This window comes from Laspinema palackyanum D2c, from assembly GCF_025370875.1.
GTDB classification, from domain to species: domain Bacteria; phylum Cyanobacteriota; class Cyanobacteriia; order Cyanobacteriales; family Laspinemataceae; genus Laspinema; species Laspinema palackyanum.
Map to the genome: position 1 here is coordinate 1 of NZ_JAMXFD010000001.1, position 19184 is coordinate 19184.

A 19184-nucleotide genomic window follows, 5' to 3' on the forward strand; every position below is an offset into this window, starting at 1 on the left:
CGTTACTACGAACAATTAAGAACGACTGAAGTCGTTACTACGAACAATTAAGAACGACTGAAGTCGTTACTACGAACAAAAGAAGAGAACGACTTCAGTCTTGACGTTAAACAGAATTTTATTCTGACTGTAAAAAGATGCCTAATCCGTTGTGGATGCGGGGGATGATGCGGGGGGGATGTTCTAGGAGTTGACCGCCTAGAAATAGGGTGGTGGAACCGCCTCCGTCTAGGTTTAGGGCGTTGATAGAGCCTAATTGTTGCATGATTTGGGCCATTTCGGTGAGGGTGGGTCCGGGTCCGTTGGTGCGGTGGTGAACGATCGCAATTACTAAGCGACCATCCTCGGTTTGACCGATCGCACTTCGGGAGGCTTTTCCTTCAATAAAGTTTTGATTGAATTGTTCCGCCTCCGGATCTAACACAATCGAATTATTTTTGACTAACACAGGTCCAGCCCCTAAAATGTGAGGAAAAACCTCAAAATAGGAGGGAACTGTGGCGCGATTAATCAGGACCGAGGTGCCGATGGGGAGTCTGGGTAAGGCGGAGGCGAAGGACCGTAAGGTGAGCAAAAACCCAGTTTCTGGGATGGCAAAGGTACTTTCTCCGGCTTTTTCCCCTTGCAGATGTTGGGTAACTTTCCCCCCTTCAACGACGACGATGTTTTCGTTATCAATTAAGGTAGTATAGCTTTCTCCCCAGTCCGGTGTATAGCGAGAAATTCCGGCTTTGACATAGCCACTATTTAAAAATAAAACAGGTAAGGTTTCTCCCCCGCCAGTGGTGAGAGTTTCCTCTAAGCTAAGACGTCCGATAATCGCACTTCCGGCATCATTCCAGGCGATCGCCCCTCGGTTGAGGATGGGACTGGATAACCATCGGCCATTTTCGCGGATTGCACCCAAGGGGAGTTGATTGTTGCGATTGAAAAATCCGGCGTTAATGGCGGCATTGGCACCGAGGCGATCAGCAATTTGACTGAGTGGTGCTAGACCAGGTAAACCGGAATTAGCGGTAATCGGTTTGAGTACCGTGTTGGAGGCGTTGCGATGGTTGAGTTCTAACCAGACGACGGGAAAGCGACTGTCAGCGACTTCGAGGAGTTGTTGTCGCCACCGGACTCCGGATGCCCAGAGGATGTTACGCTCAGTGACAACATCCGGTTGAATGTCGATGATCAGGCGGTTGGGATTGCGATCGGTCCAGACTCGGGGTCGCCACATCTGGGGAATCTGCAATCGTAAGGTGGTACGATCGCCGCTTGTATCCATTAATCCCGTAAATCCAGTCTGTCCCAAGGTTAAAGCAATGGTTCTTTCCCCGGGGGAATCCGTCGCTGGGGTGAGATTTTCCTTGGCGATCGCCCTGGCATTGAGGAGTTCCGGGGTGAGGTTAGCATCCAGGGTAATCACAAATTCTTGTAACGGCAAGGCAGGAGGGCGACTGCCTTGCACACCATCGGGATCTGGATCTTCTTCTTCAGTCCGTTCAATCGGCGTAGAAGTAACGGTAAATAAAGGAGTGCCATTGAGGTCCAAAACGATGCGATCGCCCCAAGGTTGTTCGGGTTGTTCAATCCCCGTCACCGTCGCCCCGGGTGAGGCCACTTCTAAAATTTGCCCCGACTCTCGCAACTGCCACCCCAATTGCTCTGCCAGAGGCGTAATATCTAAATATCGTCTGCCTTGATGCCAAACCACGGGCAGATTCAACGGTTGCGATTCCGGGTCTGAAAACCAACGCACGGGCTGAATTCGGGCATCATCTGTATTTAAAAACTCTACCCCCATCTGCTGCATCAGGTCCGTCTCGGTAAACCCGTAGCGAATTTGGGTGGGATTTCCATCGGGGGACCAAGCAATCCAATCCAGCGATCGCTCCTGTCCATTCCAACTCAGTTCTGTCCCCTGGCGAAACCCACTGTTGCGAGGACCCTGTGCCACCGGATAGAACCCTGAGTCTAGGTCAGAATCCGTTGACATCACCTGGGGACCGGAGGCAGAAACCACCGGCGTAGCATTCCCAACTGTGGACCCCAGGAGAGAGAGGGCCAGCGCACAAAGCAAAGAAATAGCAAACCCCGGACCCCTTTTGCGAGGTTTGCCGGGGATGGAAAATAGGGAGTCAGGACGTTGAATTAGGCGATCGCCTTCTCCGGTGTGGAGGAGTAAAGACAGCAGCATGATTTCAGGGCGTTTGCGAACCACAGTTATCCTCGACAAGTAGATCCATCGGATAGGAATTGACTCAATCCCAAATTATAGCCCTCTGGTTTCTTTAGCAGTTAGAACAGGGGTTAGAAACCGGCTTTTTTCAAAACCGCTTTGCTGACTTGGCAACCTATTCGGTACAGAAACCCGGTTTCGGGTCCGGGTGATTTCATCCGGTCCCAATACCCGAGGTGGATTCAAACTGCCGCCTGTAAAGAGCAGGAGTAGGCTGTTTCTACATCATCGAATCACCCTGAAACCCTGAACAACCTGATTTATCTATCTTTGCGATCGCACCTGGGGCGCTGCTGCGGCCCCATAGTTCACTCGACAACCGATATTAAACAAACTGGAACCACATTCCAACGGCACCACCTGCCCTTGTAACATGGCACTGCAACTGACATATCCATCATTATTGGTATCCTGAATCATGCATTCAATGGGCGTCGCCTTCGCACTATCCGCCCAGGACCGCATTCCCATCTCTGCTAAGGTATGGTGCCAAAAGAACAGGAATGAGAATAAACCTAAAGCTGCGAGTCCGACTGCGGATCCAATCAGCCCATATTTAAGCCGCCAATCCCCTAGCAGTCTTTGGAACACATTGGGCGCAACGGGTTGCACCTCAGTGGGGTTAGTATTATTTTCTATCTGTGGTTCTTGCATAGTTGTTTCCGACAGGTTTTGCTCAATTTTCTCAATTTTATCGTGGGTTCTCAGGAAAAACCCTCCCCCCATCTCGGTGAGTTCTCCAAAAGAAGGAAGATAACGACTAAAGTCGTTACTACAAACTAAGATAACGACTAAAGTCGTTACTACAAACTAAGATAAACCATCTCCCCTAGTTCTTAGTGGCGACTTCAGTCGTCTGCCCTCCCCTAGTTCGTAGTGATGACTTCAGTCGTCTCCCTCTTCAACCCAACCACCGAAACGCCCGTCGGAGTTCAGCCATCCCATTCCTGTCATACCAGCGACCATGAGCCAGAATAATTTTATCCGGTTCCCAAGCCAACATCTGCTTAAACCCGATCCGGGCTAAATCTTTCCGTCCCAAAAATGTCAGTCGCAAATCAAAGGGTGTTTTCCCATCCGGGTCAACAATTCCCCCCAACCGGACCAATAGCTTATACGAATCTGGCACTTTATGCAACTCAAAATTTTCAATTAAATCCGTCACAATTAAAGTGCGACTCTGACGGTGAAAAAAGACCACTTCATCCATGAAGCGACTTCCCCGAAAAATCACCTGATCCAGGTCATCCTTCCAGTCGGGGGGCGCTTCATCGCTCAAATCTGCATCAAACCTCACTTCAATTTGCTGCTGTGCCGCCCGTTCTCGCACCCCTGCGGAAGCCCAGGATGTGGCTTCTGGATACCGCTTGGCCCAAGTTGCAATGTGAGCATAATGAATTTTATTCGGGGAAATCAGATAACGGACGGGACCGATCGCATCGATTTCAGCTTTCAGACTCTCCGTCATGGCGATCGGGGAATGACACCATAAATCCCCCTTCCCCAGACGCACCAGAGTCATCCGCGTGGGGAAGGGAATAGAAGTGCCATACATCGCCATGTTAACAATGGGTCCATCGGCAATCCAGATATTCTCATCCACAGGTTTCAGGATGGCGATCGGTTCGTATAGAGCAAAATCAGTCTGATTCATCTTCTAAAATAGGCGTCAGTCCTGTTGGTTTGAAAAGTCTGCTTAAAATTAGGCAGTCCAGGCGGGGGAAAACGGGATTTACTGGAGTTGAATCTCGGCCCCAATCACCCGAGTGTCATCTAACTGGTTACCAACAACTCTTAAATTTGGGGCTTTGGCGGTGTTATGAATGTCATAGCGCTGATTGTTTTTGAAAGTATTCTTTCCCGAAACGGTTTCTGTTCCTAAATCCGGCTGGGATTCCCCGATCGCCACCAATCCATCCCGGCTATTGTTGACAATTGCATTGTCTCGCAACATCGGACGGGAAGAATGAGAAATCACCAACCCATCAATATTATTCTGAATCTGATTATTGGCCACTAACGGGGTGGAATTTCCCCCGATCGCCAAACCAAAGCCAGTATTTTCTATCAAATTGTCTCGAATTTCTCCGGCTGCTTCATGGGTGAGAGAAATTCCATTTCCGCCATTTTCAAAGATGTGGTTATTCTCAATTGTCGGCATTCCGGTTCCGGTGACAAATATTCCTTCACGGCCACTTTTTGTTGTGGTACTATTGCGAATTCTGGGATTAGTGGATTCTACCCATATTCCTGTTCCCGATTGATCGGGATTGGTGACGGTGATACCCGCGATTTCCGTGCGATCGCCCGGGAGAAGGGTAACCTTTTGTTTCCCCCAGGTGGGACTGAGGTAATCGCCACCTCCGATAATCGTTACCCCTTGTCCCTGCTGTTTTTCGTTGCCTCGCAGGGTCACCCCTGGTTTGATTTTCAAGGGGAAGGTTTCCCCGGTTTCTGCGCTATATTCCCCAGGCGCTAATTGGATCACTGTCCCGGGAGAGGATTGGGTTAAAGCATAGGCGATCGTGCGAAAGGGTTGGGTTTCTCCCTCTCCTGCGGAAGGGGTATCGGTTCCCAGGGTGGAGTCTACATAAAGAATTTGCTTAAATGCCGGACTGCGTTTAGGAAGCTGTGGAGATTCTCTCCCAACGGAGGAATTGTCAGTCACGGGTCCTTCGTTGGGGTTGACGATGAAAATACAGCCATTTAGAGAGAATGCGAACAAGGCGAGGGCCACAGGTTTGAGTTGAGTGAACATTTTTCTTTACTTTTCCTTAAACGATTAATCAAAGAGTTTGATTTACCCCATAAGCAGGGGTTATAATCCCGACTATTTTAGGGGATGAAAAGTTGCTTTCAGTGACACTTAATGGAGGGTTAGCGCGTCTGTAAAATCGCAAGGGCAAGACGACGGACCCCGAGGTAAATCCCTGATGGCACAATTTTAGCATCCAAAAATCGCCTCAGAATTTAGCAGTGATGGCGATCGCCATAGTCTGTGTTGCAAATCACAGAACGTTTCTGACGGCGATCGCATGGTTTTAGAGATATAGATCCGGCTCGTTTGTGTCTTCGATCGCAAGTTGAATTAGATCTCGATCGCCCCCCATTCTTTAAAAAAGCTTCATAATAAAAAGAGAGAATGTAAGGAATAAAATGCTATGAATCCCTCTATTAAACTTCTTCCCCATGCAATTTCCGAACTTATGGCCCAGGTGAGCGCTACTCGGAAAATTACCCTAGCCGATCGATATGGATTGATGGCGGCTATTTTAGAAGAATCTCTGGAGGAAGAAGATAGGTTCTCAATTGATAGACTCCTGCGCTCTTTACGGCGAGGGCGACTACAAATTGTTGATGAAATTTCTTCTTTGCTCTGTAGTGGATGAAGGTAGGCGATCGCTATCAAGCCTTCTTGTCCTCTCCCCTTGCTTATGCATCTACCCGGTCCAGTTTTAACCTCAAAACCGTAAACCAGACCCTTATCCCACTGCTGGCTCTAATAGTTGGATTATCCCCAGGTTGGCATCAATTTCCACCTCAACTCCCACAGGAACCGTAAATTTATCTTTAATATGACCGATCGCTGACCCATACCAGGCAGGAATTCCCAGGGGGCGAATCCAATCAGATAACACTTGGGGTAAGGTCAACGAAGGTTCATCCCCTTCCCCCGCTTCACATCGAGTACATTCGGCAAAAATAAATCCCGAAATTTTATCGAGAATTCCTGCTAATTTTAACTGCGTTAACATTCGGTCCACCCGATAAATATCTTCCCCTATTTCTTCTACAAATAAAATTTTATTCTCCCAATCTGGCAAATAAGCCGAACCGACCATTGCGCTTAAAACCGATAAATTTCCGCCCACTAATTGGCCTCGGGCTTTACCTCCGGTGATAGTTTGGGAGCGAGTCAGGGGAGGATTTTGCATCCGCACCGATTCGGCATCCAGCAACAGGCGTTTAACATAATTGACGGAAAATGGATTCCAAGTTGAGGTGGCAACGGGACCATGAAAGGTAATAATGCCACTGCGGGCATAAATGGCGAGTAATAATGAAGTAATATCGCTATAGCCCATAATAATTTTGGGGTTTGAGCGGATGAGTTCATAGTTTAATAAAGGCAAAATTCGGCTGCATCCCCACCCCCCGCGCATGGTTAAAAGAGCTTGAACTGAGCGATCGGCAAACATGGCATTCACATCCGCAGCGCGATCGGCATCTTGACCCGCGAGATAGCCGTATTCATCGAGTAAATGGGTTCCTAACTTGATATTTAAACCCAAAGCGGCTAATTCTTTGCGAGCATAGTCAATATCTTCTTGTTCAATCGGACTAGAGGGGTTAATCAAACCCACGGTATCTCCAACTTTTAGGCGAGGGGGTTTCAGGATAGAGGGAGGGTTGGCAGTAGCAATTGTCGAGGCGGGGATCACAGAGGCGATCGCACTCAGTCCGCAGAGTGAGAGAAAATGACGGCGATTCCAAAACACTTTAAAATCCGCTTACGTTTTATAAAGGGAAAATCGATCCTGTTTATTATAAAGGATTGCGATCGCCTTCAGGGTTCAGGGCCCCTTTAACCCTCGTTCCCCATCGTGATGGGAGGTTTTTTCGTGCCGTGGGACTCACAAAATCCCGATGACAAACGACCTACTTTACCCCTTGGACCCCTAGCTGCTCGGGGCGAAACCCAGCTATTTCAGCACTCTCAGCAGCAGCGACTGGGTGAAAATTGCACTTTACTCTTGTCAAGCATCCAGTTTCCGATTATCCTATTTTAGCCTTTCGCAATTTAAGGTAGAATAACAAGGAGGTCTCTGGGTGAATAAGTCAGTTTTTACGGAAAAATATACGCGGTTTCGGCGACTGCTAATCGAGATTCGGCAATCGAGTAAGTTAACCCAGGTGCAAGTCGCTCAACGACTGCATAAACCCCAGTCTTTCGTCTCGAAGTACGAACGGGGGGAACGCCGTTTAGATGTGGTGGAGTTTCTGGAAGTGGCTAAAGCACTTGAGGTAAATCCTTCAGAGTTACTGACTCAACTCGATCGCCCAACCGTAGAGCAAGGTTCCACAACCCTCGGTGAATTTTGAAAGCGGCGATCGGGCAGTCACCTGAGCTTAAATGAGTCGCTTGTTCACTCTCTAGTCAAGTCTTCAGGGATTTGAACATCAGGAACTTGTTAAGCTATAGCGATTCGGGAATGAGGCGGGGTGAAGCACAGAGGCAACCCCAATTCCACCGGATTTTATAGAACAGGACTAAAAGGCGATCGCCCTCAACCTCTGCACAATACTCACTTATTCTGTACAAGACAGAGGGAATTTTATGTTAAACCCGATTAAAAAACTGTTGATTCCTTCTGGATTAAACAAATCTTACATTCTTTTATTTTTAATTCTATTTTTAAGCATATTTTCTTCTTACTCTTGTATTAATGGATTGTGGATAGACCGGGAAATGTGCGGGGTCTGGCTGGAGGAACTTTCTATTAATTTAATTGCCGAGGTCACGGGAATATTACTGGTTTTATTTTCAGTTAACAAAACCGTTAGAGAAAGTCGAGAAAAAGAAAAAAATAAATTTAAAGAAATCGCTTTTAGGCAATTAAAATTTACGATTAGAAAACAAATTTATTTATTTTTTGAAATCCTCAAGGCGTCAACCCCACAAAAACCCGACAAACCCTATAAAAAACTAGAAGATTTATTTGATGAGACTTATTTTCGGGAAGTTCAGAACTTAGACCTGTTAACAATGGCTCCCGTGTTAACCCCTGCCGGAGAACCGATGGACTGGCTAGATTACCTGGTCTCTGAAAGCCTAAACCTACGCACCGCCCTGGGTCGCGTCGTCGATCGCTATGCTTTTTACTTAGAATCCGAGGTGGTTGATTTAATGGAAGAAATGACCGATGCCAGCTTTATTCGCTTCCTCACCTCCCTGTGGGAAGCAAAACGCTTAAACGGATTAACCTCCAAAGGAGATTTACTGTTTGCCTGTGAGGATATGTTCCGCGAGTATGCCGATTCTTTGGTCAAGTTAGTTAAATTTTACAATGAAAACGTGACCAGCGATCGGCAAATCATTATCGATGAGCAGCAATGGCAGGAATGGTGGAACCATAAAGGTAGACCACAGTTAGGAGATAGCCGTATCAAAATCGAAATTCAATAATTCTATGGCCCTCAACAATCAACTCCCCCATCTACAAAACCTGGGGGGTATCCGTTTTAACCGTAGTCACAACAAAATGGGGTATTGATCCTCGCCGTTCCAAATGTAGGACCCCCAGCACTCTACTCCTGAGCAACTAATTAGGGCCAAATATCCGATTTTTGCTCCTAATTAGGGAACAGAGCCCCGGCGATGGAGTGGCGATCGCACCGAATGCAGTGAAATTCATCCGCTTGACTCCAGTCCTTGTCTGAGTTAACCGTTAAAATCTGCGGCGAGTTTTTCATCGGGTTAAAATTGATACAACTTCACTTTTTTTCTGCAACTATAAGTAATAGATGTCGTAGCGTTCAGGTTAGTGATATGGCCGGGGTCCTCAAGCTCGATATCCGAGAAAGTAGTGAAGAACTGAAAAGCCTTCTGGCTAAACAAACCACAGTGAGAGGTCGAGAAAGAGTTCAAGCTTTATATCTATTAAAAATCGGCCAAATTAAAACCCTCAAAGAGCTTTCTATATTATTAGGACGAGATACTGCCACGATTTATCGGTGGTTCCAAAAATATAAAAATCATGGCTTACAAGGAATGCTGTCCATTAAAAAAGGCCAAGGCCGAAAACCGGCAATTCCGCCCAATACCATTGAACGATTAAAACAAAAACTCCAAGGGCCGGAACGATTTGATAGTTATGGGGAAGTCAAGCGATGGCTTAAAGAAGAATGTGGGGTAGAAGCTTCCTATAAAGTGGTCCATGAAACGGTCCGTTACAAACTAAAATTTAAACTCAAACCCCAACGCAAAAGACGGATCAAGGCATCGTCCAATTAAAGCCACTCTTTGACCCAATTTTTATCCAGGTGACTGGCAAGAGTAGGGGCCGGTTATCCCTTGCCAGTCAGGGGATTGCTGTCCCGTTCAGGGGTTACCCCTCTGAATTCATCCCAGCGATAAATCCTCGTCGGGCGTGCGATCGCATATTATCTTCACGCAGTTCCATCAAACAGACTAACTCCTCCCCTTTACCATAGTCCGGATTGCGCTCTAAAAAGTAGCGAACATCGGGTTTATCTTCATATCCCTCTTTAATATCCGCCCAACTTCCTCGCAGATGTCCTCGGGAAACGGGAAAGCGAATTAGTCCCGTTTTAGGGTCATAATCTGAACCAAATTTTTCCTCGGCTAAATAGTCCATTAGCCGTTGCATTTCTGGAGGTGTCGGATAACGATAGGTGGGATAAAATTGATGAGCAAATAGGGGTAAATATCGATAGGTGCGATAGCCTTTAACAATCAGAAACCAATATAAAGGTTCTGTAGGAGCTTGAGCTTTAATTTGACCGGCTAATCGACACCAAGCTAAAGGGAGCGTTTGTTCGCCCCAATAGTCGCGATGCACGATGGTATCCCCTGAAAAAACCGCTCGTTTGGCTTGGGTTTCAAACTCAAAGTCCCAGATAGCCACCGTAGAAAATCCCTGCAAATTTTTGTCTGCATCCCATAAAGCAATTACATAATTTTTATGATTCAAATCATCATTAAAAGTTTCAAAACTGGTGCTTTCATAATAAATTTCATATAATTCATACATAGTTTTGCGTAGTTTTGCATCGATGTGATATTGCCGGATAATTTCTGCGACTAGCTTGCTCATAAGGGAGTGATTCAATAAAGGAGAGGACAATAAATCGGAAAAAATTGGCAACTGTAGTCCGAAAAATTTAGAGGGACCTTTGATTTGGAACTAGGCTTAATCTTATTCAGAATGCACCCCATCAGTTTATCAAAAACCCTGGGATCTGCTGGAATAGTGGGGGGTAGCTGGTAAAAACCGGGGTGCGATCGCCCCCTTGCTGGCCATTGTTAGGGGACCCAGTGGAAAAGGATTGCTTAAACCAGACTCCAGAGATGGGAGTGTCCGGGGAAATATTGGGCAAAATGGTTATTCCCCACGCTCTTATTTAGGGCTACAATTTGAAAGCAGCACTGAGGCCAATAGCTTTTGCCAGAGTAGAGATTCGGAATCCGGATGTGATCTTCAACGCGGGAACCCCCAGAAACTGGAGTCGAGCCGTTTGAAGGGAAGGGGAAAATCGGGCAACCCTTACCCGGAGAGAACTTGATAGAATGGTTAAGAGTTCCAGATATTAAAAAAGAGTTCAGATTGGAGCAAAACGGACAAATCAGGGTGAGACTGAAGAAGTTGAAAATTCAGAACTTGAAACGTCAATGAAACGGGTCGCACTACTAATCGGAATGAGTCAACATGAAGCGGGAGAGGACGAAGACCCTGGTCTACCGCCCCTGCCTACGGCGAAACAGGATGTATCTGCGATCGCCCAGGTATTGCAGCATCCCGAACAGGGCGGATTTGCCCCGGCCGATGTCCAACAACTCATCGATCCCGACCTGCAAAGTATCCGGTCCGGCCTTGAGGTCCTGTTGCGCGATCGCCAACCCGATGACTTGGTATTACTGTATTTTTCCGGTCATGCGATCGCTGACTCTACGGGATCGCTGCATTTTGCCACAAAGAACACCACCCTCAAACACCTCACGACTACGGCGATCGCAGCGGACTTTTTGCAGGCACTGTTGTACACCAGCGTCGCCCAACAACAAATTATCATCCTAGACTGCTATTTCAGTGGGGGGACGGGTTGGGTCGATGTCAAACAGCAATTGGGAGGCTATGGAAAAGCCATTCTCACCGCCTCCACCACCTTTCAATCCCTAAACCGTTGGGGCGATCGCATCGCTCATCCCAATCCCGCCATCAACTGTCTCGACTATTCCGCCAAACAACATCATTTGGGACTCTCCACCTACACCGCCTACTTCATCGAAGGCATTGAAACCGGCGGCGGGGATCTCAATCGCGATGGCAGAATCTCTCTGGACGAATTGCACCACTACGCCAGTCAAAAGGTCCAAATCATTGCTCCCGCCTTGCAACCGGCGATCTACGCACTCCCCGAAATTGGTGCCATTGCCCTAGGTAAAGCCCCCCAAGAACACCCTCACCTAACCTATCAATTAGCCGTTGAAAATTTTCTCGGACGCAGTGGCGGCACGCTTTCCTTACTCAGCCTCCGCAGTTTAGAAATTCGCCGAGAAAGCCTCGGGATTTCTGCCACGGATGCCTTGATTATTCAAGAAAATGCCCTAAAACCCTATCGACATTACCAAACTAAATTACAACTCTATAAAACTGTCGTTAGATCCGTGATGCAGCTTCAGGAACTCCCCCTGAGTCCTGAAATTGAGCAAGATTTGCAACATTTACGCAGGGATATCCTGGGTCTGGGGGAACTGGATGTCCGGGTCATTGAAGAACCGCTGTATCCCTCGGATCTGGAGAAAAGTTTTCCCACCTTGATGGTCGCCTGGGCGAGTATAACGGTCCTGTTGGTTTTCGGCAGTTATTCTATATATAAGTACCTGACGGACCCAGTTCCTTCCCCGGCCATCTCCACCTGGCTGGACGCGATCCCCATCCCCTCCTTTTCCCTGGCAACTCCCGATCCCAGTCCGGAAGCGGAACCGGAATCCCAAACTCAACCGGAAACTAAACCGCGACGACCTCCGAACAAAAGACTCAGGCCCTTACCACCCCGTCCCCAGGCGGTCCCGTTTCAGGTCCCGACCGAGGACCCCCTGGTACTCACGGGTCATGTCGGCCCGGTTCAGGGACTGGCAGTAGACCCCCAAGGCACTCTGTTGATTAGTGGGAGTTGGGACAATACTCTGAAGATCTGGGATTTAGAAACTGGGGAAGTTCGAGAAACCCTCAGATCTGAACCGCCGAGTGTGATTCGAGATGTGGCCCTGGACCCCTATAGCCAACGCTTTGCCAGTGCCAGGGATGACGGAACCATTGAAATTTGGCAACTCGATCGCCAAGGGTCGGATCTGACGGTGGAGTTAGAACAGCGCATTGCGGGCCATTTTGGGCCGGTTTACGCGATCGCCATTAGTCCCGATGGACTCACCCTGGTGAGTGGGTCTCAAGATAATACGATTAAAATTTGGGCCCTAGAAACCGGGGATCTCCTCCATACCCTCACGGATCATCGAGGACCTGTGCGTGCCCTTGCTATCAGTCCCGATGGACAAACCCTGATTAGTGGTGCCGGAGATGGCACGATTAAAATTTGGGACCTGGAAACCGGCGAGTTGCAAAATACCCTCACGGATCATACTCGTTTGGTCCGAGGACTGGCGATCGCCCCCGATGGCAAAACCCTCGCCTCTGCCAGTTGGGACCGCACCCTAAAAATTTGGGATCTCACAACCGGCGAGTTACAAAATACCCTGATGGGTCATACGGATTCAGTCGTTTCGGTTGCCATTAGTCCCGACGGTTCCACCCTCGTCAGTGGCAGCGATGATGACACCATTAAACTCTGGGATTTGTCCAGCGGGGAGGAACTCGCCACCTTCACCAATCACCGCAGTGATATCTTTTCCCTCGTCTTTAGTCTCGATGGCAAAACCTTCGTTTCTGCCAGTTGGGATCAAACCATCCAAGTCTGGCGATCGCCTTAGTTCAGGATGAAGGAAGGGGGAGATTTGGAGAGAAAGGCAAGTCTCCCCTCTCCTCGCTTCATCCTCAGTAACTTGCTTCCTATCTGATTTGCAGGAATCATGGATCTTGATACGGTAGATGTTGGCCAAAGGTTCCGAGGCCGCTTGGAACTCTTGGCCGTTTCCGGTCAAAAATAATTTAGATTGAGAAGAATTTACTCTTCTGTCTTTTCTCGATTTGAATATGATTAGCCCCCAGAATTTGCTGAAATTCCTGGAAGTTTTCATCGGTAAAAATTCTTTTGGGAAGCGTGTAGTAACCCTTCACTCGATGAACAATTAAAAAAATATTTTTTGATTCAAGTACCTTGTCTATTGAACTCCATTCAATTGTGCTTTTCCTCATAGCATTTTTGTAACTAAACCCTGACTCTTGTATCTGAATTAAAACAGGATCTTTTAAATAAAGTCGCGACTTTATCCATAACAGAAATCATTGCTTTGCGTCCCAAAATGGGGTAGGACAATAAAGCAAATCCGCTACCAATCAATAATCCTTTCAAAACTATTCTACCAATAGCTGATCCTACACTATTGACTATGGCAACACCCAATAAAAATATAAATAAAAAAATAACAATACTCATAAAGATTAGGATTTTCAGAAAACGTAAATAGGGCTTTGAATTATGGCGAACTATCAGTCCTTCTTCAAGCTCTTGACCTTTTAATGTAAACCTTAGAGAAATGGCCATAATTTTCCTCGATTAATCGATATAAAATTAAGGAATCAAAGATGGATGAAGCCGTGCTAAACTGATAGCTGGATGAACCCTAAACCTTCATGGGGCATCCTCAAGCCAGTCGGGAGATTTTTCTAGTTTAGGTTATATTAAGCCAAAAAAGAGTTGACCGGGTACTTTTTCATAATTTATTAATCTTTTGTGATTGGTCATTGGTCATTGGTTGTTGGTCATTGGTTATTGGTCGGTGAGTATTCAACAATCCAAATGACAAATTACAGATGACAAATGACAAATCACAAATGACCAATCACAAATGACATTGGGGGATAACGGAGACACGCCATAGATTAAAATCAACTAAACAGCAGTTAATCACAACATCAGGAGACATTGACCTTGGCTACACTTGGGGTTAATATTGACCACATTGCCACGATTCGACAAGCACGGGGAACCGTAGAGCCCGATCCCGTTGCCGCAGCTACTTTAGTCGAACTCGCCGGTGCCGATGGAATTACGGTGCATTTGCGCGAAGACCGGAGACATATTCAAGACCGGGACGTGCGTTTGCTGAGGGAAACCGTCCGGACCCATTTAAACTTAGAAATGGCAGCGACGGACGAAATGGTAAAAATTGCTCTGGATATTAAACCCGATTATGTGACCTTGGTTCCGGAACGTCGAGAAGAATTGACCACGGAAGGCGGACTGGATGTTGCCGGACAACGCGATCGCATGGAGGGAGTAGTGGATACCTTACAATCCGCTGGAATTCCCGTCAGTTTATTTATTGATGCCGATCGCGATCAAATTGAAGCCTCAGTTGAAGTTAAGGCGCAATTTATCGAACTGCATACCGGACAATATGCAGAAGCCAAAACCGAAGCCGAACGCGATCGAGAATTAGCTATTTTAGCCGAAGGCTGTAACCAGGCTATCTCTTCCGGGTTGCGGGTTAATGCCGGACATGGACTCACCTATTGGAACGTCTATCCCATCGCCAACCTGTTAGGAATGGAAGAATTGAATATCGGTCATACTATTATCTCTCGCGCTGTTTTAGTCGGACTAGAACGTGCGGTTCGAGAAATGAAACAAGCCATGAAAGGCCAATAATAAGCCCTCTCAAAATACATATTTTTCTGTAGAGGTTGCTTTTTGCGTTTAAATTACGATTAGGTGATGCCCGCTTGTGGGGACTGAAGAAGGGTAAAATTTTTACCGGGGATGTCCCGGTAAATTTGCTTTTAACCAGCACCGAATGAAGCGATTAAAATTGAGGGAATTCTCCCCGGGCAAAAAGAAGGAGCCGGATTAATTGGGGCGGGACAATCTAATCTAGGCAAGGGGGGAAAACCCTCAGCGATCGCCAGGGGTCCGGATCCGGTATCCCCGGGAACTCCGGGGATAATTTTGAGAAACTTTGCCAAGAAAATCGTGTAGGTTTAAGGTTCGGAGTTGATTTTTTTCCGCATGAGTTACTTTAATGATGTACGATACTCGATCGAGACTTGTACAAGCCAACAACCACCATGCAAACTTATCACTACGTTCTGGCTAGCCAAAAATTCTTATTAGAGGAAGAACCGTTTGAAGAGGTGCTCAAAGAACGGACCAGACATTACCACGAAACCGAAAAAGAGATTGATTTTTGGCAGGTAAAGCAACCCGCCTTTCTGGAAGCGCCAGAAATGGCCGAAGTGAAAGCCAAATGTCCTCAACCCTCCGTGGCGGTGATTTCGACCAATCCGCAATTTATCACCTGGTTAAAATTGCGTCTGGAATATGTGCTGACCGGCCAATTTCAGGCCCCCTCTGAGACCATTCCCGATCCATTAGCCTCCCAAGAGAGTTAAAGAATCCGTTAAACTGCCTGATTAATACTTGGAGAGAGACCCGGGATCATAACTATGCGGCTATCCCTACGAACCTGTTTGAAGCGATCGCACTCCTGGCTAAGTCCAGCATTCCTCGCCCTGAGTGGGTTAACCCTGTTCGCCCCTCATGGTCATGCTCAACCGACCTATCCAGCTTGTCAACCCCCCCTCCCAGACGAGTATCTGGTCCTGGTCCCCACGGCAACAGTTGCGGCTCAGGAGGAGATTCGGCGACTGCTTCCAGGGGCGATCGAGACCACGGTTTGTAACTATGTGAATGAAACCGTCACCCGTCTTGGGGGGTTTGGAAGGGCGGACCAGGCCCAAGAATGGGCCCAGTATGTGAATACTCAAGTCGGAATTGCCGCTTATGTAGTCCGTCCTGCCGGTGTGGCGGCTACCCCCAGTCCTCTCCCGGTCATCCCCTCGCCAGGGGCCTACAATCCGCAACCCCTAGGAAACGGCTATGCCGTCTTGGTGGATTTTTTCAGTAATCCCCAAGTCGCTGGGGACTTGTGGCAAATCTTGAGAACTGATATCGGATTAGTCTCCTACGGACAACGGCCTTATCTGTTAGCCGAATGGACCAGTCAACAAAACCGGGCCAATGAGATCTTGCGAATCCTGAGCGATCGCGGTTTTTTTGCAACCGTCGTGGATAGCGGTAACGTGTTTTTATTAGACGACGCCGTTCGCTTGGACTAATCCAGTCTATGTTCCCCTCCCTATGTCTTGGGGAGGGGACCAGAGGTGGCTCAATCAGTTCAGGTTAGTTAGGGAACTCCAAAAAATAAAACCCGCAAAACGTTCGTAGTGACTCCTTGAGGAGTCATCTTTAAAGAAACCCCGTCAAGGGGTTACTACGAACGTTTATATGATTTTTATTTTGCAATCCCCTTAATAAGCCTGACCTGCAATATAGGCAATACAAACCCCTAAAATCGCCCCGACAATCACCTGAAACGGAGTGTGCCCGAGGAGTTCCTTCAAACGGGCTTCATTCAAATCGTGGTCTTCACTAAAAAACTCATCCACAATTTGGTTGAGAATCCGGGCTTGCTTTCCAGCCGCTTGCCGGACTCCTGCGGCATCATACATCACGATCACCGCAAAAATTGTAGCCAGAGCAAACTCCGTACTATTCCAGCCTGCGGTTTGGCCGATGCCGGTTGCTAACGCGGTAACCAAAGCGGAATGAGCACTGGGCATTCCGCCCGTTTCCACCATAACGCGAAAATTAAACTTACGATTTCTCGCGAGTTCGATCGCTAACTTTGCTGATTGAGCGATCAAACAGGCTAGGGTTGCAACCAGCAGCACGCGGTTGTCGATGATATTGCCGATCTCCTGCATGGTGTTTTACGCCTTTTAATTACTGCGGTTGGTGATAAAGTCCGCGAGGGTCAGGAGGGGGAGAGCTTTATTACCAAAACTCGCCAATTCTGCCTTAGCCTGCTCAATTAATGCTTGAGCCTGCCGAGTCGATTCTTCTAACCCCCAAATACTGGGATAAGTCGCCTTTTGCGCCTGCAAGTCTTTTCCTGCGGTTTTGCCCAACTCTTCCTGAGTCTTGGTAATATCGAGAATATCATCAATGATCTGAAAGGCTAATCCAATATTTTGGGCATACCGGGAGAGTCGTTGCACATCTTCATCAGACGCGCCTCCTAAAATCGCCCCACAAACCACACAGGCTTCGAGTAAAGCCCCGGTTTTATGGGTGTGGATAAAATGGAGGGTTTCTACAGAGGTATCAGTTTTGCCTTCGCATTGCAAGTCTACGACTTGACCCCCAACGACGCCATCGGCCCCAAAAGCATGAGCTAATTGGGCGATCGCCTTTAAAACCCGAGGTGCCGGAACATTCTGAGTTTGGGTTGCCACCACTTCAAAGGCATACACCAACAACCCATCCCCGGCCAAAATCGCGATATCTTCTCCGTAGACCTTGTGATTCGTCAGTTTACCCCGACGGTAATCATCATTATCCATCGCCGGAAGGTCATCATGGATTAAGGACATGGTATGCACCATCTCCAAGGCACAAGCGGTTGGCATCGCCATATCCACCGTACCCCCAACCAGTTCACAACTGGCTAAACACAAAATCGGACGCAGACGCTTGCCACCCGCCAACAGGGAATAGCGCATCGCCTCATAAATTGTTTCCGGGGCCTTGATCGGCAGAGATTGGTCCAGTGCAGCTTCTACCAAAGCCTGCCGTTCCCCTAAATACGTTGATAAATCAAATTCGGATTGTTTCCTTGCGGAATCCGTATCATTGGTTAAAACCATCCCTTCCTTCCTCGTACTTGTCTTATGAGCTGACGATTCCACCGCTGGAGGCGGTTGGCATTGATGATGAGCTTACGCTGCTTTTGGCACCATTTACAAGTGATCTCGGCGACTAACCCTAACCCTAGCAACTGGGCTAACTTTGGGCGCTTGCTGCTCCTTGAGTCTCAAACTATTGTAAGGGTTTGAGGTATTTTTACCACTTGAATTTTTTGAAACCCGATAGGGCGAAAAAGGGAGTTCTAAGGGGCTACTTTTGGCTCCCTAAGAACTCCCCCGCTTAAAACTCCCTGTTTACTCTAATCCTAAGCGCCGGATATAACTTTCCACGGTATTCTGTAACAGCAGAGTCACGGTCATGGGTCCAACCCCCCCGGGAACTGGGGTGATAAATCCAGCCACATCTTTGGCGGAGTCATAGTTGACATCCCCGGTTAGCCTTGATTTTCCTTCATAATCGGTGACTCGGTTGATGCCAACATCGATGACGATCGCCCCGGGTTTGACCATATCAGCGGTGATCAGTTCAGGACGTCCGACGGCTACCACTAGGATATCTGCATGGCGGGTAATTGCGCCTAAATCCGGCGATCGCGAATGCGCCATTGTGACAGTTGCATCCGCTGCCAACAACATTAAGGCGATCGGTTTACCCACCAGAATACTGCGCCCGACAATCGTCGCCTGTTTGCCTTTGGGATCAATGCCATACTCTCTGAGTAGGGCCATCACCCCGGCAGGAGTGCAACTACATAATCCCGGTTCCCCGCGCATCAACCGTCCCAAATTCACCGGGTGCAAACCATCCACATCTTTATCGGGATGGATGTGATTAATGGCAGCAACAGCATCGAGATGTTTTGGTAACGGCAGTTGCACCAAAATTCCATCAACGCGATCGTCCTCGTTGAGTTCAGCGATCGCCTGCATCAATTCTTCTTGAGTCGTTTCCGTAGGGAAATGCCGTCCGTATGAAGCGATCCCTACTTTGCCACAGGACCGTTCCTTGTTGCGAACATAAGCAGCAGAGGCGGGATTATCCCCCACCATCAAAACCGCCAACCCCGGAGGGCGACTGGCTTTCTGGGCTAACGCTTCCACCTGCGATCGCAGTTGGCCTTGAATCTTTTCAGCGACGGCTTTCCCGTCTATAATAACGGCTGTTTTGGACATGATAGGCTTGGGAGTTGCTGGAACACTCCGGCTACAGCAGTGAATATTGCTCTCTTAATTGTCTCATAGTCTGGAGCGGGGAGATGGGGGAGATGGCGGAGATGGCGGAGATGGGGGACGTTCGTAGTAACGACTTTAGTCGTTCTCTTCAGTTC

The 19184-nt window shown here is 47.8% G+C and carries 19 protein-coding genes; 8 read left to right on the plus strand and 11 right to left on the minus strand.

Annotated features, from left to right (window positions below; translation table 11 throughout):
- Positions 1 to 118: 118 nt before the first annotated feature.
- From NG795_RS00005 to NG795_RS00020, 4 genes are all read right to left on the minus strand, one after another.
- On the minus strand, positions 119 to 2209 hold the full coding sequence (locus tag NG795_RS00005) for a phosphodiester glycosidase family protein (RefSeq protein WP_367286620.1): 2091 nt from the start codon (positions 2207 to 2209) through the stop codon (positions 119 to 121).
- A gap of 282 nt (positions 2210 to 2491) precedes the next feature.
- A complete protein-coding gene (locus tag NG795_RS00010) occupies positions 2492 to 2881 on the minus strand; it encodes a hypothetical protein (RefSeq protein WP_367286621.1) in 390 nt (129 codons plus the stop codon).
- Between the two features lie 247 nt (positions 2882 to 3128).
- On the minus strand, positions 3129 to 3881 hold the full coding sequence (locus NG795_RS00015) for a DUF4336 domain-containing protein (protein WP_367286622.1): 753 nt from the start codon (positions 3879 to 3881) through the stop codon (positions 3129 to 3131).
- Between the two features lie 78 nt (positions 3882 to 3959).
- The gene (locus tag NG795_RS00020; protein WP_367286623.1) at positions 3960 to 4985 is read right to left on the minus strand and encodes a DUF1565 domain-containing protein; all 1026 of its coding nucleotides are present in this window, start codon (positions 4983 to 4985) and stop codon (positions 3960 to 3962) included.
- A 403-nt stretch (positions 4986 to 5388) separates the two neighbouring features.
- On the opposite strand from NG795_RS00020, the gene NG795_RS00025 reads away from it, so the two are divergent.
- Positions 5389 to 5616, plus strand: a complete 228-nt coding sequence (locus tag NG795_RS00025) for a hypothetical protein (RefSeq protein ID WP_367286624.1) — start codon at positions 5389 to 5391, stop codon at positions 5614 to 5616.
- A 93-nt stretch (positions 5617 to 5709) separates the two neighbouring features.
- On the opposite strand, the gene NG795_RS00030 is transcribed toward NG795_RS00025, so the two are convergent.
- Positions 5710 to 6726, minus strand: a complete 1017-nt coding sequence (locus tag NG795_RS00030) for a S66 peptidase family protein (RefSeq protein ID WP_367286625.1) — start codon at positions 6724 to 6726, stop codon at positions 5710 to 5712.
- Positions 6727 to 7057: 331 nt separating this feature from the next.
- On the opposite strand from NG795_RS00030, the gene NG795_RS00035 reads away from it, so the two are divergent.
- The 3 genes from NG795_RS00035 to NG795_RS00045 all read left to right on the plus strand — a co-directional run bounded on the left by NG795_RS00035 (position 7058) and on the right by NG795_RS00045 (position 9242).
- Complete coding sequence (locus NG795_RS00035) at positions 7058 to 7330, plus strand: helix-turn-helix domain-containing protein (protein WP_367286626.1); 273 nt, start codon at positions 7058 to 7060, stop codon at positions 7328 to 7330.
- A gap of 235 nt (positions 7331 to 7565) precedes the next feature.
- The gene (locus tag NG795_RS00040) at positions 7566 to 8414 is read left to right on the plus strand and encodes a hypothetical protein (RefSeq protein WP_367286627.1); all 849 of its coding nucleotides are present in this window, start codon (positions 7566 to 7568) and stop codon (positions 8412 to 8414) included.
- 363 nt (positions 8415 to 8777) lie between these two features.
- Positions 8778 to 9242, plus strand: a complete 465-nt coding sequence (locus tag NG795_RS00045) for a helix-turn-helix domain-containing protein (RefSeq protein ID WP_367286628.1) — start codon at positions 8778 to 8780, stop codon at positions 9240 to 9242.
- Positions 9243 to 9336: 94 nt separating this feature from the next.
- Here NG795_RS00045 and NG795_RS00050 read toward each other — a convergent pair whose 3' ends face one another.
- Complete coding sequence (locus NG795_RS00050) at positions 9337 to 10065, minus strand: hypothetical protein (RefSeq protein ID WP_367286629.1); 729 nt, start codon at positions 10063 to 10065, stop codon at positions 9337 to 9339.
- 575 nt (positions 10066 to 10640) lie between these two features.
- Here NG795_RS00050 and NG795_RS00055 point away from each other — a divergent pair.
- On the plus strand, positions 10641 to 12959 hold the full coding sequence (locus NG795_RS00055) for a caspase family protein (protein WP_367286630.1): 2319 nt from the start codon (positions 10641 to 10643) through the stop codon (positions 12957 to 12959).
- Positions 12960 to 13137: 178 nt separating this feature from the next.
- Here NG795_RS00055 and NG795_RS00060 read toward each other — a convergent pair whose 3' ends face one another.
- Positions 13138 to 13344 carry a YcxB family protein gene (locus NG795_RS00060; protein ID WP_367286631.1) on the minus strand — a complete coding sequence of 69 codons (207 nt, stop codon included), beginning with the start codon at positions 13342 to 13344 and terminating at the stop codon, positions 13138 to 13140.
- 13 nt (positions 13345 to 13357) lie between these two features.
- Positions 13358 to 13693 (minus strand): hypothetical protein, encoded by a 336-nt coding sequence (locus tag NG795_RS00065; RefSeq protein WP_367286632.1) that lies wholly within the window; start codon positions 13691 to 13693, stop codon positions 13358 to 13360.
- Between the two features lie 387 nt (positions 13694 to 14080).
- On the opposite strand from NG795_RS00065, the gene NG795_RS00070 reads away from it, so the two are divergent.
- From NG795_RS00070 to NG795_RS00080, 3 genes are all read left to right on the plus strand, one after another.
- On the plus strand, positions 14081 to 14800 hold the full coding sequence (locus NG795_RS00070) for a pyridoxine 5'-phosphate synthase (protein WP_367286633.1): 720 nt from the start codon (positions 14081 to 14083) through the stop codon (positions 14798 to 14800).
- A 416-nt stretch (positions 14801 to 15216) separates the two neighbouring features.
- Complete coding sequence (locus NG795_RS00075; RefSeq protein ID WP_367286634.1) at positions 15217 to 15540, plus strand: MgPME-cyclase complex family protein; 324 nt, start codon at positions 15217 to 15219, stop codon at positions 15538 to 15540.
- Positions 15541 to 15594: 54 nt separating this feature from the next.
- Positions 15595 to 16266: a hypothetical protein gene (locus tag NG795_RS00080; RefSeq protein WP_367286635.1), complete on the plus strand. Its 672-nt coding sequence runs from the start codon at positions 15595 to 15597 to the stop codon at positions 16264 to 16266.
- A 192-nt stretch (positions 16267 to 16458) separates the two neighbouring features.
- Here NG795_RS00080 and NG795_RS00085 read toward each other — a convergent pair whose 3' ends face one another.
- The 3 genes from NG795_RS00085 to folD form a co-directional block, all read right to left on the minus strand.
- On the minus strand, positions 16459 to 16914 hold the full coding sequence (locus NG795_RS00085) for a divergent PAP2 family protein (RefSeq protein ID WP_367286636.1): 456 nt from the start codon (positions 16912 to 16914) through the stop codon (positions 16459 to 16461).
- 15 nt (positions 16915 to 16929) lie between these two features.
- Complete coding sequence (crtE, locus tag NG795_RS00090) at positions 16930 to 17856, minus strand: geranylgeranyl diphosphate synthase CrtE (protein WP_367286637.1); 927 nt, start codon at positions 17854 to 17856, stop codon at positions 16930 to 16932.
- Positions 17857 to 18150: 294 nt separating this feature from the next.
- On the minus strand, positions 18151 to 19029 hold the full coding sequence (gene folD / locus NG795_RS00095; protein ID WP_367286638.1) for a bifunctional methylenetetrahydrofolate dehydrogenase/methenyltetrahydrofolate cyclohydrolase FolD: 879 nt from the start codon (positions 19027 to 19029) through the stop codon (positions 18151 to 18153).
- Positions 19030 to 19184: the final 155 nt, after the last annotated feature.

Coding starts and splice junctions, on each gene's coding strand:
- NG795_RS00010 (WP_367286621.1), bottom strand. CDS start 2,881: ATGCAAGAACCACAGATAGAAAATAATACTAACCCCACTGAGGTGCAA.
- NG795_RS00015 (WP_367286622.1), bottom strand. CDS start 3,881: ATGAATCAGACTGATTTTGCTCTATACGAACCGATCGCCATCCTGAAA.
- NG795_RS00020 (WP_367286623.1), bottom strand. CDS start 4,985: ATGTTCACTCAACTCAAACCTGTGGCCCTCGCCTTGTTCGCATTCTCT.
- NG795_RS00025 (WP_367286624.1), top strand. CDS start 5,389: ATGAATCCCTCTATTAAACTTCTTCCCCATGCAATTTCCGAACTTATG.
- NG795_RS00040 (WP_367286627.1), top strand. CDS start 7,566: ATGTTAAACCCGATTAAAAAACTGTTGATTCCTTCTGGATTAAACAAA.
- NG795_RS00045 (WP_367286628.1), top strand. CDS start 8,778: ATGGCCGGGGTCCTCAAGCTCGATATCCGAGAAAGTAGTGAAGAACTG.
- NG795_RS00050 (WP_367286629.1), bottom strand. CDS start 10,065: ATGAGCAAGCTAGTCGCAGAAATTATCCGGCAATATCACATCGATGCA.
- NG795_RS00055 (WP_367286630.1), top strand. CDS start 10,641: ATGAAACGGGTCGCACTACTAATCGGAATGAGTCAACATGAAGCGGGA.
- NG795_RS00060 (WP_367286631.1), bottom strand. CDS start 13,344: ATGAGGAAAAGCACAATTGAATGGAGTTCAATAGACAAGGTACTTGAA.
- NG795_RS00065 (WP_367286632.1), bottom strand. CDS start 13,693: ATGGCCATTTCTCTAAGGTTTACATTAAAAGGTCAAGAGCTTGAAGAA.
- NG795_RS00075 (WP_367286634.1), top strand. CDS start 15,217: ATGCAAACTTATCACTACGTTCTGGCTAGCCAAAAATTCTTATTAGAG.
- NG795_RS00080 (WP_367286635.1), top strand. CDS start 15,595: ATGCGGCTATCCCTACGAACCTGTTTGAAGCGATCGCACTCCTGGCTA.
- NG795_RS00085 (WP_367286636.1), bottom strand. CDS start 16,914: ATGCAGGAGATCGGCAATATCATCGACAACCGCGTGCTGCTGGTTGCA.
- crtE (WP_367286637.1), bottom strand. CDS start 17,856: ATGGTTTTAACCAATGATACGGATTCCGCAAGGAAACAATCCGAATTT.
- folD (WP_367286638.1), bottom strand. CDS start 19,029: ATGTCCAAAACAGCCGTTATTATAGACGGGAAAGCCGTCGCTGAAAAG.